Source organism: Rhizobium sp. BT-226, assembly GCF_025847085.2.
Classification (GTDB): domain Bacteria; phylum Pseudomonadota; class Alphaproteobacteria; order Rhizobiales; family Rhizobiaceae; genus Rhizobium; species Rhizobium sophorae.
The window spans coordinates 634,718-649,161 of the sequence record NZ_JAOYTI010000002.1 but is presented as its reverse complement, the minus strand read 5'-3'; the positions used below and the strand labels follow the sequence as shown (position 1 = coordinate 649,161).

The 14,444-nt window shown below is 61.6% G+C and carries 18 protein-coding genes; 10 read left to right on the top strand and 8 right to left on the bottom strand.

Going from position 1 to position 14,444, the window contains the following annotated elements; translation table 11 throughout:
- Window positions 1-148: 148 nt before the first annotated feature.
- Window positions 149-535: a limonene-1,2-epoxide hydrolase gene (locus OIU37_RS13405; protein ID WP_168312844.1), complete on the top strand. Its 387-nt coding sequence runs from the start codon at window positions 149-151 to the stop codon at window positions 533-535.
- Window positions 536-793: 258 nt separating this feature from the next.
- On the opposite strand, the gene OIU37_RS13400 is transcribed toward OIU37_RS13405, so the two are convergent.
- On the bottom strand, window positions 794-1,315 hold the full coding sequence (locus tag OIU37_RS13400) for a BA14K family protein (protein ID WP_264257706.1): 522 nt from the start codon (window positions 1,313-1,315) through the stop codon (window positions 794-796).
- A 251-nt stretch (window positions 1,316-1,566) separates the two neighbouring features.
- Window positions 1,567-2,457: a LysR family transcriptional regulator gene (locus OIU37_RS13395; RefSeq protein ID WP_264257705.1), complete on the bottom strand. Its 891-nt coding sequence runs from the start codon at window positions 2,455-2,457 to the stop codon at window positions 1,567-1,569.
- A 104-nt stretch (window positions 2,458-2,561) separates the two neighbouring features.
- Between OIU37_RS13395 and OIU37_RS13390 the strand changes: the two genes are divergently transcribed.
- Window positions 2,562-3,431 carry an SDR family oxidoreductase gene (locus OIU37_RS13390; protein ID WP_264257704.1) on the top strand — a complete coding sequence of 290 codons (870 nt, stop codon included), beginning with the start codon at window positions 2,562-2,564 and terminating at the stop codon, window positions 3,429-3,431.
- Between the two features lie 35 nt (window positions 3,432-3,466).
- Window positions 3,467-3,940, top strand: a complete 474-nt coding sequence (locus OIU37_RS13385) for an AtaL-like protein (protein ID WP_264257703.1) — start codon at window positions 3,467-3,469, stop codon at window positions 3,938-3,940.
- Between the two features lie 254 nt (window positions 3,941-4,194).
- Here OIU37_RS13385 and OIU37_RS13380 read toward each other — a convergent pair whose 3' ends face one another.
- The gene (locus OIU37_RS13380; protein WP_264257702.1) at window positions 4,195-6,135 is read right to left on the bottom strand and encodes an adenylate/guanylate cyclase domain-containing protein; all 1,941 of its coding nucleotides are present in this window, start codon (window positions 6,133-6,135) and stop codon (window positions 4,195-4,197) included.
- A gap of 381 nt (window positions 6,136-6,516) precedes the next feature.
- On the opposite strand from OIU37_RS13380, the gene OIU37_RS13375 reads away from it, so the two are divergent.
- Window positions 6,517-6,987, top strand: a complete 471-nt coding sequence (locus OIU37_RS13375) for a hypothetical protein (protein WP_240602192.1) — start codon at window positions 6,517-6,519, stop codon at window positions 6,985-6,987.
- A gap of 138 nt (window positions 6,988-7,125) precedes the next feature.
- Here the strand turns inward: OIU37_RS13375 and OIU37_RS13370 are convergent, their stop codons facing one another.
- The 3 genes from OIU37_RS13370 to OIU37_RS13360 all read right to left on the bottom strand — a co-directional run bounded on the left by OIU37_RS13370 (window position 7,126) and on the right by OIU37_RS13360 (window position 9,231).
- Window positions 7,126-7,704, bottom strand: coding sequence for a DUF308 domain-containing protein (locus tag OIU37_RS13370; RefSeq protein WP_240602193.1), 579 nt, complete (start codon window positions 7,702-7,704; stop codon window positions 7,126-7,128).
- Window positions 7,705-7,938: 234 nt separating this feature from the next.
- The gene (locus tag OIU37_RS13365; RefSeq protein ID WP_264257701.1) at window positions 7,939-8,568 is read right to left on the bottom strand and encodes a hypothetical protein; all 630 of its coding nucleotides are present in this window, start codon (window positions 8,566-8,568) and stop codon (window positions 7,939-7,941) included.
- Window positions 8,569-8,640: 72 nt separating this feature from the next.
- Window positions 8,641-9,231, bottom strand: a complete 591-nt coding sequence (locus OIU37_RS13360; RefSeq protein ID WP_264257700.1) for a TetR/AcrR family transcriptional regulator — start codon at window positions 9,229-9,231, stop codon at window positions 8,641-8,643.
- A 197-nt stretch (window positions 9,232-9,428) separates the two neighbouring features.
- On the opposite strand from OIU37_RS13360, the gene OIU37_RS13355 reads away from it, so the two are divergent.
- The 3 genes from OIU37_RS13355 to OIU37_RS13345 all read left to right on the top strand — a co-directional run bounded on the left by OIU37_RS13355 (window position 9,429) and on the right by OIU37_RS13345 (window position 10,777).
- Window positions 9,429-10,145, top strand: coding sequence for an SOS response-associated peptidase (locus tag OIU37_RS13355; protein WP_264257699.1), 717 nt, complete (start codon window positions 9,429-9,431; stop codon window positions 10,143-10,145).
- 75 nt (window positions 10,146-10,220) lie between these two features.
- A complete protein-coding gene (locus OIU37_RS13350) occupies window positions 10,221-10,541 on the top strand; it encodes a hypothetical protein (RefSeq protein WP_171601274.1) in 321 nt (106 codons plus the stop codon).
- The gene (locus OIU37_RS13345; RefSeq protein ID WP_264257698.1) at window positions 10,538-10,777 is read left to right on the top strand and encodes a hypothetical protein; all 240 of its coding nucleotides are present in this window, start codon (window positions 10,538-10,540) and stop codon (window positions 10,775-10,777) included. Before OIU37_RS13350 ends, OIU37_RS13345 begins: the two co-directional genes overlap by 4 nt.
- A gap of 59 nt (window positions 10,778-10,836) precedes the next feature.
- Here the strand turns inward: OIU37_RS13345 and OIU37_RS13340 are convergent, their stop codons facing one another.
- Entirely contained in the window at window positions 10,837-11,664 is an 828-nt protein-coding gene (locus tag OIU37_RS13340; RefSeq protein ID WP_264257697.1) for an oxidoreductase, read from the bottom strand.
- Window positions 11,665-11,744: 80 nt separating this feature from the next.
- On the opposite strand from OIU37_RS13340, the gene OIU37_RS13335 reads away from it, so the two are divergent.
- Entirely contained in the window at window positions 11,745-12,683 is a 939-nt protein-coding gene (locus OIU37_RS13335) for an AraC family transcriptional regulator (RefSeq protein WP_264257696.1), read from the top strand.
- A 45-nt stretch (window positions 12,684-12,728) separates the two neighbouring features.
- On the opposite strand, the gene OIU37_RS13330 is transcribed toward OIU37_RS13335, so the two are convergent.
- Window positions 12,729-13,331, bottom strand: coding sequence for a TetR/AcrR family transcriptional regulator (locus OIU37_RS13330; RefSeq protein ID WP_168315632.1), 603 nt, complete (start codon window positions 13,329-13,331; stop codon window positions 12,729-12,731).
- Between the two features lie 51 nt (window positions 13,332-13,382).
- On the opposite strand from OIU37_RS13330, the gene OIU37_RS13325 reads away from it, so the two are divergent.
- Window positions 13,383-13,832 (top strand): VOC family protein, encoded by a 450-nt coding sequence (locus OIU37_RS13325; protein WP_264257695.1) that lies wholly within the window; start codon window positions 13,383-13,385, stop codon window positions 13,830-13,832.
- On the top strand, window positions 13,829-14,212 hold the full coding sequence (locus OIU37_RS13320; RefSeq protein WP_264257694.1) for a nuclear transport factor 2 family protein: 384 nt from the start codon (window positions 13,829-13,831) through the stop codon (window positions 14,210-14,212). Before OIU37_RS13325 ends, OIU37_RS13320 begins: the two co-directional genes overlap by 4 nt.
- Window positions 14,213-14,444 lie beyond the last annotated feature (232 nt).

Genomic DNA, 14,444 nt, shown 5'->3' with positions numbered 1-14,444 from the left:
AACTCGATTGCCCAGAATTATCAATCATTCCGGAAAATCAGGCAATCATAGCGGAAGATCTGGCATCGTGGCGGCGCGATTCAAGGCCTATCTTCAGGCTGAACACAGAGGCCGTTGAGGCTTCGAAATCATCCAGAAGGGAACTGCCATGCCCACCCCAACCGAAACTGTTTCGGCTTTTTGCTCCACATTCTTGGAAGACGGCGGAAGGCCAGCCGTCCGTCGCTGGTTCACACCCAACACGCGCTGGGTCAACGAAGGCGTTTCAGTCACGAACGGCGTCGAAGAGGCTATCGCCATGATCGACGGACTGGAGACGTCGTTGGGCATCTCGACGGTCCATATCGACATGCTCGCGATTGCCGCCGACGGATCTCGCGTTCTCACCGAAAGGCTCGACAGGTTCGAGCGTGCCGACGGCAGCGAAATCGGACGCGTGATGATCATGGGCATTTTCGAGATCGAAGGTGACAAGATTGTCGAGTGGCGGGATTATTTCGACGTTACAGCCGTCCAGAAGTTCTCCGCCGCCTGAGACGCCGGCTTGTGAACGATGGGGCTGGACGCGGAGGTTATTGTCTCCGCGATCAGCACAACGCGCCAAATTGGGAACGCAGCCGTGCGGTGGGCTTTAAGATGAGTCGCGTCGACACGATGCGCTCAGGCCTGGGCCGTCCGCCGGTGAGCCCGGCGAAGATGGGGTCGAAGACGCCGAGCGCCCGCGCGACAGCGGGAAGAACGGCGATATCTGCGCCATCTGGCGCTCGCTCAGCAGAAACTAATCACCCTGAGCCTAGTAGGGCGAGACGCACGCCCGTCGCGGACCGTAATAGGGCTGGAACGTGTTGTCGTAGGCCCTGTAAGACCGGTAGCGCGCATAGCACCAACTCGTATGTCCGTTGCCGCCACTATAGACCTGGCGGTAACGCGGCGCGTAGTAGCGCGGACGGTAAATGGTCGAGCCGTAGTAGCGCGGCGGACCGTAATAGGGCGATCCGTAGTAGCCCCCGTCGTAGTAGCCCCGACCGTAGTAGCTCGGGCCATAATATCTCGGCTGCGCCAGCATTCCGCCGATGATTGCGCCGGTCGCGAGCCCGCCGAGTGCCCAGGCCCAATCGTCGCCACGATGGCGGTATCCACGCCCGCGATAGCCTCGATAGCCGCCTCGGTATCCACCGCGATAATTTCTGTACTGGACCGGCTGCGCCTCCGGGGCTTCGATCTTAGGCACGGCAATGGTGGGAAACGCCATGGCCGGCGGAACGCTCGTCAGCGCCGTCACCAGCGACAGGATAACGATTGCTAACCTTTTCATTGGCTCATCTTTCCTTCGTAAGCGCTGCGCGACGCATGCGGCGCGCAAGGACGTTTCCGCCCTCTCGATACACTGGTTAATTTTACCCTAAAAGTGACTAGGATTCGAGGAATTTCGCAGGAAGGCTTTTCGTCGACGGCGGGGTCGCGGCGAAAGCACGCCCCCATCCTCCGTCATCTCATATGAGCCGGTGCGCGGTCCGTGAAAAATGCGACGTGGAGCTCGTCAGTGACGCCGGCAAAGCGCGGTCATCACCTAGCAATATAGGCGGCCAGTTCCTCCGGCGTCCCATTGGGGAAGGCCTGCTTGAGAAAGTCGAGGAACGCCGAGACGCGCGCGCTGAGCAGCCGCCTTGAGGGGTAGAGCGTCCAGAGAGTGACCTCGGGGCCGTCGATATCCCCCCAGTTGACCAGGGTACCGTGCGCCAGGTCGTGGCTGACCAGCGAAATGGGAAGACGGCCTGCGCCGACGCCGGCGCGCACCGCATCGCGGATGGTGATGAGCGTTGACAAGGTGAGGACCGGCTCGATCCTGATCGTCGACCGGCCGCCTTCTGTCTTCACCTGCCATGTTTGCGCTTCGCTTGCGCCGCGCGCAACGCCGGGAGCGGCGCGTCCGCCAGTCGGGCGCGGAAGGTCGGGGCTTGCCACCACCACCAGCCGGTCGCGCAGAAACGCTCGTCCGACCAGGCTTTCGTCGGGATCGGGATTGACCCGGATGACCAGATCGTAGCCCTCCTCGATCATATCGACAGACCTGTCCTCACTCGTCACCTCGAGCCTCACCTCCGGATATTGGAGGGCAAAGCCGGCGGCGATCCTGCCCATTGCGGTCTGGGAAAAATGCAACGGTGCGCTGATCCGCAATCTTCCCTTGGGTTTTTGACCGCCGGACGCAATCGCCGCAGCCGTCTCGTCCAGTTCGGCGAGCAACGCCCCGGTTCGCTCGAAGAGCGCCCGTCCTTCCTCGGTAAGCTTCAGGTTACGCGCACCACGTTCAAATAGCCGCAGAGCGAAACCGCTCTCCAGCTCGGCGACACGCCGCGACAGGGTTGCCTTCGGCCGGCCTGTCGCCCGTGCCGCTTTGCCGAAGCCACCATGGCGGGCAACGAGATTGAAATCGGCAAGCGCAAGAAGATCCATCAGTGTTCCACCAGCGAGACGGCGTGTCCAAAATCACCGTCTATCGGACTACCAGTGAACCACACATATTCGCCGTGTCAAGCAACCCAACACGGAGAAAGACCATGACCATTCTCGTCACCGGCGCCACAGGCAATGTTGGCCGCCAAGTCGTCGAACACCTCGTCAAGCGCGGCGCCGATGTCCGTGCTCTTGTCCGCGACCCGTCGAAAGCCGAATTCCCGGCTGCCGTCAGCGTCGCCCAGGGCGACTTCCTCGACGTCGACACGCTGCGCAACGCCATGTCAGGCGTATCGACCCTGTTCCTGCTCAACGCCGTGGTGCCGGACGAATTCACCCAGGCTTTGATCGCGCTGAATGTCGCCCGATCGGCCGGCATCGAGCGGATCGTCTATCTCTCGGTGATCCACGCCGACGTCTACGTGAACGTGCCGCATTTCGCCGGCAAGTTCGGCGTCGAGCGGATGATCGAGCAGATGGGTTTCAAAGCGACGATCCTGCGCCCGGCCTACTTCATCCAGAACGATCTGATGGTCAAAGACGTCATCACCGGCTACGGCGCCTACCCGATGCCGATCGGGCCCAAGGGTCTCGCCATGATCGACGTCCGTGATATCGCCGAGATCGCCGCCCTTGAGCTGCTGCGCCGCGAACACTCTGCAGAGCCGCTGGCGCTCGAGAGGATCAACCTCGTCGGTCCGGAGACACTGACCGGAGCCGATATCGCCGCCATCTGGTCGGACGTGCTCGCCCGCCCGATCCACTATGGCGGCGACAATACCGAGGGCTTCGAGCAGAATCTCAAGCAGTTCATGCCCGCCTGGATGGCCTACGACATGCGCCTGATGGGCGAACGCTTCATCACCGACGGGATGCTGCCTGAGGCCGGCGACCTCGAGCGTCTGACAAAGCTGCTCGGACGCCCGCTGCGCAGCTATCGCACCTTCGCCTCGGAAACCGTTGGCTCCGCCTGAGACAACACCGTGATCTGACCACAAGGAGTATCGTCATGATCTATTCGACCGCCACAGTTCCGGTGAACCCGGAAGGCGAAACCCCGTTGACGCGCGCCGAGGTCTGGAAAGGTCTCGAACGCAAGGCGCGCGACGCCCGGCTCTTTCTTCCCGCCGGTCTCTGCACCCGCTGCGATGTCGTGGAGGAAAGCCCGACCCATTTCGTGCGCGAGGCGACGATTGCCGGGCAGGATCTGCGCGAGATCATCACCCTCGAACAGCAAAGCAAGGTCACCTTCTTTCAGGCGACAGGGCCACGCGAGGGAGCTATTATCAACGAGCTCTTCGAGGATGAAGAAGGTCAGCTGCAGCTGCGCTTCTACTGCTACATCGGGCTACGCGGCAAGGAGCCGAACGGCCCGGAAGAGCAGGCCGAGCAGGCACAATTCGACGGCGAAACGGGCTATAAGGCCGCCCTGCTATCGACACTGAAGCGGACTCGCGAACTGCTGGCAGAGGGAAAGCTCTAAACATCAAGAGAAACACAAAGAGCAGGGCTGCACCTTTCTCCAGCCTCATCCTTGAGGTGCCCCGGAAGGGGCCTCGAAGGACGGGGCTGGCCATGGGCCGAGCCGCCTGTCGCCTCCGAAGTGGACGCACCGATCATGTCCGGATACGTCGCTATCCTTGCTCCAGACGCCACCCAATCCTCCGTCTTCCTCGGGCTTGACCGAGGATCCACTCGCGCCTCCATCGGGCATGGATCCCAGGCTCAGGCCGTACATCAAGGCCCGGGGGAGGTTGGGGAGCGGCCTTCCCCGACAAGCTCCCATAGATCGACCGTCTCGGCGCGTCCCTTGACCTGCACCAGGCCAAGCGGGCGAAGATCGAAGCGGTCGGCGACGGCCTCGTGGATGGCGGCGCTCACCAGGATCGAGGTGTTGAAGTCCTTGTTCAGTCCTTCCAGCCGTGAGGCGACGTTGATCGTATCGCCCATGGCGGTGTACTGCTGACGTGAAATCGCGCCGAAGCTGCCGACGACGGCCGCGCCGGTGTGCAATCCAAATCGCGTGATGAGCGCGGGACGGCCATTCCGGCGGTTGGCTTCATTCAAGTCGTCGACCGCCGCTTTCATGGCAATGGCGCATCGGCAGCCGTTTTCGGCATGTCTGGCATCCGGAACAGGGGCGTTCCACATGACGAAAATGGAGTCGCCGAGATATTGCACGACAGTCCCGCCATGGCGCTCGGCAATGGTGTTTAAAAGTTCGAAATAGGCCGAGAGTGTATCGACCACGTCCTCGGGCGAATGTTGCTCGGATATGGTGGTGAAGTCTCTGATGTCGGTGAAGAGCGCGGTCACATCCTGCCGCTGCGCCTTGACGGCGGTTCTTCCCTTGGGATCGATGATCCGCCTGACGACTTCCCGCGGAACATAAAGGGCAAACTGGCTGATAGCATGGCGGCTTGCCGCCAGCGCGCCTGCGAGCGTGTTGATCTCCGTTATGAAGGAATGAGAGACGCCTTTCTCGCCGACGTCGAGATCGCCGATCCTGCGCGCCTCGTCGGCGAGGCGATAGAGGGAGCGGCTGACCATGCGGGACAGCAGCACCGATGCAGCAAGGCCCGCGATCACGAATGCGCTGGCAATCAGGAGATTGTGCATGAGCAGCCGATTGGCCTCAGCCACCAGATCTTCCAGCGGCACGACGATTGCAGCGACGCTTCCCTTGAACAGACCGGACACGCCGACGGGGGCGATCTGCAGGATCTGGCGTTCGCCATCGAAATCGATCCGCACCACGCCGCCATCTGCAAAGGCCGGATCCCGCCTGAGCCTCGCCACCGTTTCGAGGCTTGTGTCGTAACTGTCTGTCGTCGTATCGACGGCAACGGCGCCATCGGCATTTTTCGACCATATGCCGAGAAGCCTGTTCATGATTGCCGGGTCGGAATGGGCGATCAGATCATCGGCATCATCGATGATGTAGGCGCGCGCCCGCGGCGAAATCTCCTGAGCATCCAGCAGGCGACTGACAGTCATCAGGTGGATGTTGATGCCGACGACAACCCGACCGTCGTCTCTCATCGGTGCTGCGATCGTCAGCGTTGGAAGCTGCAGCGTTCCCGCAACATAGGGTCCGACGGATACTTCCTTGCCATGCTGGATGACGGATTTGTACCAGGGGCGTTGCCGCGGATCGAATGATGCATAGTCGACGTCACGCTCGGCGATCGGCCTTGCCTGGGGGTCGAGGAAGCGAATTGTCGATATGACGTCCGGGCCTTGTCTGCGTGCGATCGTGCGGATCGCGAAAGCCGTGCCATCGGGTGCTGCGAGGATCCGGCGGACATCCTGCCTTTGCGTGTTGATGACCTGCAGATACGAGCCGTCAGGATAGCCGGTGTAGACGCTCGCTGCGTTGGGGACGTTTCGCAGAACCTCCAGAAAGAATTGCTGTTTCGCCGTGATATCCTGGGGCAGCGGGGAGGCGAGCAGCGGCAGGGTGGAAGCGAGCGCCACCGCCTCGGTGCCGCCATGCAGCGTATTGCGATACCCCTCGATCAGCCGCAGGCTCATCTCGCGCATCTGCTGCACGCCCGCATTGACCGCAGCATCGCTTCCTTGCCTGAACGCCAGCCAGATGATCGGCGTCGACGTGAAAAGCAGCGATGCGACGACCAGAACGCCGAGATGCAGTCTTAGGGGTTTGGACCAGTGCACGAGATTTCCCCCGAAATGCAGACACGTCTCAGCACACCAAGCATAGCCAACGATGCAGCTAACCGCTTTTCGAAAACTTACACAAGGCGGTGAGTGCGGTCACACCGCCGCTGCACGTCCAGGCAGAACGAGATCGCCGACCGTGTGAGCTGTCGCCGATCATCTCCGCATACGTCGCCGTCCTTGCTCCAGCCGCCACCCCACGCTCCGTCTTCCTCGGGCTTGTCCCGAGGATACACTCCTATCTCCGCCGACATGCGTCTTTTCGGGGACTCCGAAAGGTTCAGGATAAGGCGCCGGTTTATGCGATTGGATGAGGACCGTTTCAGCCTCACGCAATCGAGGCGAAATAGACACGCCTATGCATAAGGAAAGATACCGATGCCGAGAGCCCTCCTGAACCCGCAAATGCGACTGGGCTTCGCAGCAATTCTTGCTTTGTTGGCTATTGGTCTAAGGCCCGCAGCAGGAACGCCGAAATGCCCTCCTCAGGATGAACTGCTGGCGAAAGCCGAGATCGTGGTTGAGGCGCGCGTGAAATCCCTGTCGATCGGCGAATCCGGTTTGCTCCTGGCGGAAGGTGTTCCGACGCGCATGATACGGATGGATTTGGAGATCGAAAGAGTCATTAAAGGCAAATACCCTGGAAACGACGCGATCGTGTACGGATCCGTGTTTCCTCCCGGGCCGTTCACGGAACTGACGAGGATGGCGTTGTTTGCCGGACTCGGTGGCGACGACACCTTCGAATGGGAGCTTTATCGCCTAGAAATAAGTACTGGTGTGGAGTTCTTTTCGATGAATGCCTGCAGCTACTACAAGTTTCCCGATTATGCGGCTGGTCCCCGCTGATTGATGGTTTCACGCCGCAATCGACGCACGACGACGTCTCACCACCAATCATGAAATGACAGGAAATAAGGGGCAGCGGGCGAGCCATTCCGACGATGCCCGCCGCCCCCGCCTAGGAGATCCCTTCCTTCGCTCGGCTCAGGCCCGCTTCCGCCGCATCTGCGTGACGCTTCGCCAGACGGCCGACACCAGGAAATAGAAGGCGCCGAGGCCGGCATAGCCGGCGATGTTGGCAATGGACGGTGCTTCCGGCATTTGCGCCTGGGCGATGAAGAAGGCGCCTGCCACCGCGGATTGGCCGCCGCTGAGGATCATCGCCCACTGGCCGCCATGGGTCTTCCAGCGCCGGACAGCGGCTCCGAGCTGCAGCAGGCCGGAAAAGATCGCCCAGAGGCCAAAGACGCCGAGAACCCAGTTCATGCTCATCGTCAGCGCGACGATCACGGCAGCGGTCGTCACCGCACTGACGGCGACGTTGATCGCCTGGCTGCGGTTGTTTGCCAGGCCGCCACTGCGCCCTGCGTCGATGAGGTTGGCGGCGGCATCCCAGGCCGGGTATAGGATCAGCAAGGCGGCCGCGACCGCGAGCGACTGGTGGCCGGCCGTCAAGGCTGCCGCGACCCAGATGGCGGAAAAGGCTGCGCGGGTGAAGTAATAGCGTGTCAGCCACTCTTCCCTGTCGCCGGACGCGACGGTGGTTTGATCGGTGGTCATCATGATCTCTTCCTGAATGTGATGGTGTTGGTCTGATAGGGACGGCTCACCGTCATGAGCGGTGCCGTCCGTCATCGCGATTGGATTTCCTGGGCTTGCGGGAACCGCCCCGGCACCGCCGGTTGCCGTCGAGACGGTGTTCTCCGTCGTTCGGGTCCATCGGCCGCAGTCAGGCGGCATTCCCTGGCAAATCGCCGGTCGAACCGGGGGCGGCCCGGCCGACCGGCGACGACGTGGTCACATGGGCGGGACCACGCCATTTTTCCCGACAAGGACCTGATGGGCGAGGGGACCCGAGGCAGCCTTCTCGGCGGGGATGAAGACGACGGCGCCGGGAACGAGATCGTCCTTGGTGGCTGGAGCGATGGTCACGACCGGCGTGCCGTCCGGAATGGAGATCTTCTTCTCCTTGCCGTGATAGGAGACGGTGACGGTGCGGCCATCGACGCCCTTGACGGCGTCGGCCACGGTCGCATTGGTCATGCTGCTGTTGGGCTTGAGGTCCCAACCATAGCTGCCTTCACCGGCGCCCTTCATCGCCGGCGGGAAGATCAGTACTTCAAGCGCGCCGTCGCCGCCGCCTTTGCTGGGCAGGGATGCGATGCCGACGAAGTCGCCCGGCTTGATGTCGGTGACCGCGGCATTTGCGACGCTCGCCAGTTTCCAGCCGTCGGCAAGGGTGACATCGACGGTCTCTCCTTCACGGGTCTTCACCTTGAGAGCCGACCCGCTATAGGTGACGATGCTGCCCCTGACATGGATCTGCTCGGGTTTCTGGTCTTCGGCATGGATGGGCGCCGGTAAGATAGCCGCCGACGCGACAGCGCTGAGCCCCAGCACGAGGGCGGGAAGAATGGTCTTGATCATGTTTGTCTTCCTACTAGTTGGTAGTTTTACTGGTCGTGTTTGTCGCTCCGGGCGTTCATCCCGCCCGGAGCTTTATCGAGCGGCGGCCGGAGTGAGCCGCTGCAAGGTGGGCGCCAGAATGGTGGCGAAGACCTCCGGGGTTCCGTAAGCCCGGGCTGAAAGCATGGCGCCATGGACGGAGGCCATGAAGGCTTCAGCCTCGACGCGCGGTTCGCTCGACAATGTCAAACTCCCGTCCTTGGCGCCCCGTTCCATCACCGAGGTCAGCCATGCCGACGCGAAGCGGAAGAAGGCCTTGACCTCGGCCGCGACCTCCGGCGGCAGCGCCGGCAGCTCGCTCGCCAGCAGGGCGCAAACGCAAAAAGGCCGGCTTGCATCCTCGATGCACTGGGCCCAGTGCCCTGCATAGGTTTGGAGAAGTGCCAGGGGATCCTGCATCTGCTGCTCCAGACCCGCGATACCCGCCTCGGCGTCCTGGCGATATCGCACGACAAGCGTGCGCACCAGGTCGGTCTTGCTGGGAAAATGGTGATGGATGCTGGCCTTGCGGATCCCGACGACGGCAGCAATATCGGCATAGCTGAAGCCGTTATAGCCTCCGGTCATGATCAATGCTCGGGCGGAGGCCAGGATTTCGTCGGAGGTCGTCAAAAGGTTGCTCATAGCCTTAATCTACCTTCCAGTAGGAAGGCTGTCAACCGGAAACAGATTTTCTGCCGTCAGCGGTCGTCGAGACGGTGACAGGCTTCACTTTGACTTGGATGAAAATGATGGCGGCATCGGTTGTAGTGACCGGCCTTGACTCGCCTCGAGCCACCAGAACATAGTTAGAACATCTAATATACGGGATGGAGTTCTGGATGTGCGGCCGCGTCTATATCAAGACATCGCTTGAAGAACTGGTGCGCAATTTCGCCTTCGCAGAGCGAGGCGCGATCGATGCGCTCGGGAACCGATTTCCGCGTTACAACGGCGCGCCGACGCTGGATTATCCGATCATCATTCGCGACATGATCCGCGAGCCTGATATCATGGGGCCGGTGTTCGCCTCGGCGCGCTGGGGTCTGATGCCGGCATGGATGAAGCCGGGAGGGCGTCCGCCGCCGATCAATGCGCGCTGCGAGGGTATCAGTATTAATGGCCTGTTCCGCTCGACCTACAGGTCGCGCCGTTGCCTAGTGCCGATCAACGGCTTCTTCGAATGGAAGGATATCTTCGGCACGGGCAAAAACAAGCAGCCCTATGCGATCGCCATGGCTGACGGCTCGCCCTTTGCGCTCGCCGGCATCTGGGAGACGCGGCGCGAGAATGACATAGAGATCCGGAGCTTCGCAATTGTCACCTGCGAACCGAATGAAATGATGGCGCAGATCCATGACCGCATGCCGGTCATCCTGCATCGTGAGGATTATGAACGCTGGCTATCGCCGGAACCCGATCCGGCCGATTTGATGAAGCCGTTCCCGGCGGAACTGATGACCATGTGGCCGATCGGCCGCAACGTGGGTTCGCCCAAGAATGACACGGCTGACATTATCGATCCGATCGACCCCGATCCGGAACCGACGCTGATCTGAATTCACCGGCTCGGGCGGGAGCCATCCATCAACCATGCGGTCAAAGGAATACCTCGCGAGAGGACAGGACGACGCATGCCAGAACAAATCACATGGAAATCGTGGGAACATGTCAGTGGCCGGGAAATCAGATTTAAATGGCGGCACGCCTGGAAGGAGAAGCCCGGCGACGATTACGTCGCTTTTGACGGCGATACTCAGATCGGAAGGATATTCCGGTCACAGGCAGGCGGAGGGATCGATAATCGATGGTTCTGGATCGTGGCGACTGACGGCAGCCATCGACTGGATTGGCCGTCGGCCGGATACGAGGACAGTGCCTATGTCGCCTCAAGACGGCTGGAAATGATCTATGAGAGCATCAAGAGCGGGAAACGCAGGACGGTGCAGCCATGAGCATCGAAGGCCATTCGAGCGCACCAGGCGCCAATGTGATCGTCGAGCATTATTGCGAACACCACGATGCTGACGGCACACGCTGCAAGGAATGGGGAGGCTGGGGCCACAGCCCATCCCCGGCCGTGCCAAAGCGCTGGTGGTGCTTTGAGCATTTCCCGCATAAATCATACGAACAGGAGCAGGCGCTCAGGCGAAAGCTGGAGGCGGCCGAGGGTGGGAAAATCATCCAATAGGAGCTGGCTGATCATCTCGATATCGTTAAAGCGGAAAGCAGATGTTCCGCCGTCAGCCGTCAGCCGTCGGTCGAGACGGTGAGGGACCGCCACGCCTCGATCTCCTGCTGCAGGCGTCCGATCCTCTCCGTCACATGCTTGAGGGCGTCGCTGCCGAGCAGCAGCTGCGGCGGCGGATTATCGGATTCGATGAGTTCTAAAACCGCTGCTGCCAGTTTGGCGGGATCGCCGAGCTGCTTGCCGCTGACGGCTTGTCGCGCCTCGCGGATCGGATCGAACAGGCCATCATAATCGGCGATCGACCGCTCTGTTCGGACCATTGATCGTCCGGCCCAGTCCGTCCGGAAGGAGCCGGGGCAAAGGGTCGTCACATGGACACCGAACGGAGCCATTTCCGAACGCATCACCTCCGATATGCGTTGCAGCGCAAATTTACTGCCGCAGTAATAGGCGATGCCGGGCATGGTGATCATGCCGCCCATCGAGGTGACGTTGACGATGAAGCCGCGGCGTCGCGCACGAAACCGCGGCAGAAATGCCTTGGCAACGGCGACGGCGCCGAAGACATTCACGTCGAACTGCCGCCGCATCTCTTCGATCGGCGACTCCTCGAGCACCCCTTCATGGCCGTAGCCGGCATTGTTGATCAGCACGTCGACGAGCCCATGCTCGTCCTCCGCGTGGCCGACGACATCATCGATCCGGTCGAACTCGGTGACGTCGCAGAGGACCGGCCGCAGGGCGGGCAGGGTTTTAGCAAGCGCCGTGCGCGCGGCTTGCGAGCGCACGGTGCCGATGACCGTGTGGCCCGCCTGAAGGGCCGCGGACGCAATGGCGAGGCCGAAGCCGGAATTCGATCCGGTAATGAAGAAGGTCTTTCGTGTCATGAGCGAAGATTCCTTGATTGAGGATAGGATTTGACAAATAGTATGGAGAAACCGTCGCATCGACTGCGGATTCTCTCAAAATGTTGCCAAATCCTATGAAGGGCGATCGCCGCCCATCCAGGCGAGGGGAGATGGTCGCCTTGGCCGGACGTCTCGCGCCTCGTCACGGATATAATCCGACCGCGCTTGCTTCCGTCCGCATCTTGCGCACCGAAGCCGTGCTCCACGACATCCCGGTGCTCTATAAGCCGGGCGCGGTTTTCGTCCTGCAGGGGAGCAAGCAAGGCATCCTCGAAGGCGAGGTCTTCCTCTATGACGAGGAGCATTATCTGGCGGTGTCGCTGCCCGTTCCATTCCGGATGACGTCGACGGCCAGTCCCGAGCGGCCATTGCTTGCGGTCTATGTCGAGTTCGATATGCAGATGGCGGCCGAGATCGCACTGCAGGTGGAAAACCATGCCGAACTGCCAGGCGACGAGCCGAGAAGTCTCGTGTCGAGCAGGATGTCCGGCGATATCGAGGATGTCCTGCTGCGCCTGCTGACGGCGCTTGGCAGCAGCATCGAGACGGATGTACTTGGCGCCGGCATTCTGCGCGAACTGCACTACCGGGTCCTGGTCGGTCCGCAAGGCGGCGCGATGATCGCTGCCCTTCACCAGAAAGGCAGATCCGGAAAGATCATTCAGAGCCTGGCCTGGTTGCGGGAAAACTATGGCCTGGAGATCGCGGTCACCGATCTGGCAAGGGATGTGGGGATGAGCGTTCCCTCCTACCATGTCCATTTCAAGGGTCTGACCGGCAACAGCCCGATGCAATACGTCAAGGCGATGCGGCTTCACGAAGCGAGATTGATGATCGCGCGCCGGACGAGAACGATCGCCGAGGTCGCGGCTTCGGTCGGCTACGCCAGCCCCGCGCAGTTCAGCCGCGACTTCAAACGGCATTTCGGGCGCACGGCATCGGAAGAGATCAAGTGGGTCCAGCGCCATCTTGGCGAACTGGGCGACGATCACGGCTAGGCCGCCTGCGCAGCCGTCGGCTTCGCCCATCGCGACGTGAGGGTCTCACGTCCCCGACGGTGCAACGGCCCGCAGCGCGGTCCTGACGATCGCATCGCCGAACTCCGGCGAGACCGGGCGATGGCCGACCAGCAGCCGGAAGAAGACCGGTCCGTAGATCATGTCGAGCAGCGCCTCCATATCAGGCGGCGGAACGATCTCTCCTCGAGCCAGAGCCTCCTCCAGGATGACACGACCCGCGTTGCGGCTCGACAGGATCACCTGATTGCGGAAGGCCTTGGTGAATTCGCTTTCCGGGTCGGCGGCCGCAAGTGCCATGGTGATCTGCCGCCCGCGCGTGCTCGCAAAGGCAGTCACCAGTCCGCTCATCTGTGCGCCGAGAGCCGCCTGCGCCGTGGCCCCTCCGACCTCCGCTTCCGGTAGCCGGTTGACCAGAAGAGCGGCCATCGCCAGTTCCTGCGCGTTGGCCCAGGAGCGGTAGATCGTCGGCTTGCCGACACCGGACCGCGCCGCCACGGCTTCGATCGTCATGCGGCCAAAACCTTCGGCCATCAGGATTTCATGGGCGGCCTCCAAGGCACGCCTCTGCGCGGCCGCGCTTGGCGGCCGCCCTCGTTTCTTCGGTGTTGCGTTATTCTCTTGACTCATATCATTACGATACGTAACGTTAATAAAGGAACCAGTCAAGGAGGATCATCCATGCCGAGTTTTGCCCGAAAAGTGAGCGCCTACTTCATCGTCAAGGATGCGGCACGCGCCATCGATTTCTACAAGGCGGCTTTCGGCGCCACGGAAGTCTTCCGCATGACCGATCCTTCGGATGGGCGGATCGGCCATGCCGAGCTGCGTTTCGGAGAGACGCTGATGATGCTGGCAGACGAATATCCGGACTTCGGCGCCCTGTCTCCCGATACCATCGGAGGCTCACCGGTAACCTTCCACATGGACACGGTGTCGACCGACGAAGCATTGGCGCAGGCGCTGTCGGCCGGGGCGACGATGTTGCGCCCGGCGACCGACCAGAGTTTTGGCGAGCGGGTGGCGCAGGTGCTTGATCCCTTCGGTCATCGCTGGATGTTGTCGCAAACCATCGAGCAGGTCACGCCCGAGGAGATGCAACGCCGCTGGAACGAGGACATGTCGGCGTGAGTGCCGCAGCCCTTGCAGCGCTCGAGGCGGCTGAGCGCGCCTTCAACGCGGCGATGGTTTCCAACGATCCCGCCCGGATCGCCGCCTGCATCACGAAGGACTGGGTGCTGGTGACGCCTGAGCGTGGCCCAATCCCTGCACAGGCTATTCTTTCGGCGATCGGATCCGGTGTCCTGAGCCATGACACGATGACCAAGACGACGCATCACGTCCATCTGCTCGGCAATGTCGCCACGGTTACCGGTCGCGGGCAGAACACCGGCATGTTCCGCGGCGAACCGATATCAGCCGACGAATGGATCACCGACGTCTATCACCGGGAGGGTAACAGGTGGCGCTGCGTACTGACCCACCTCAGCCCTGCCAGGAGCGGTGCCTAGCGTGACGGCGCAGAATGCGGTCGCAGCCGGAGCCCCGGGCAAGGTCGTGCTCAAGCGGGGTTTTAAGGCAGGGCCGGGGGACGGTGCAGATCTCTTGATCATGCCCGTTCTCTGGCGGTTGCACTGGAGGGCAGCGCATACCAAAACATCCGTCTTGACTCTCCCCGCTATCAGAACATAATAAGAACATCGGCGCGGCGGCCGCCATCTGAAAACCGAAGATGTGGAGAGC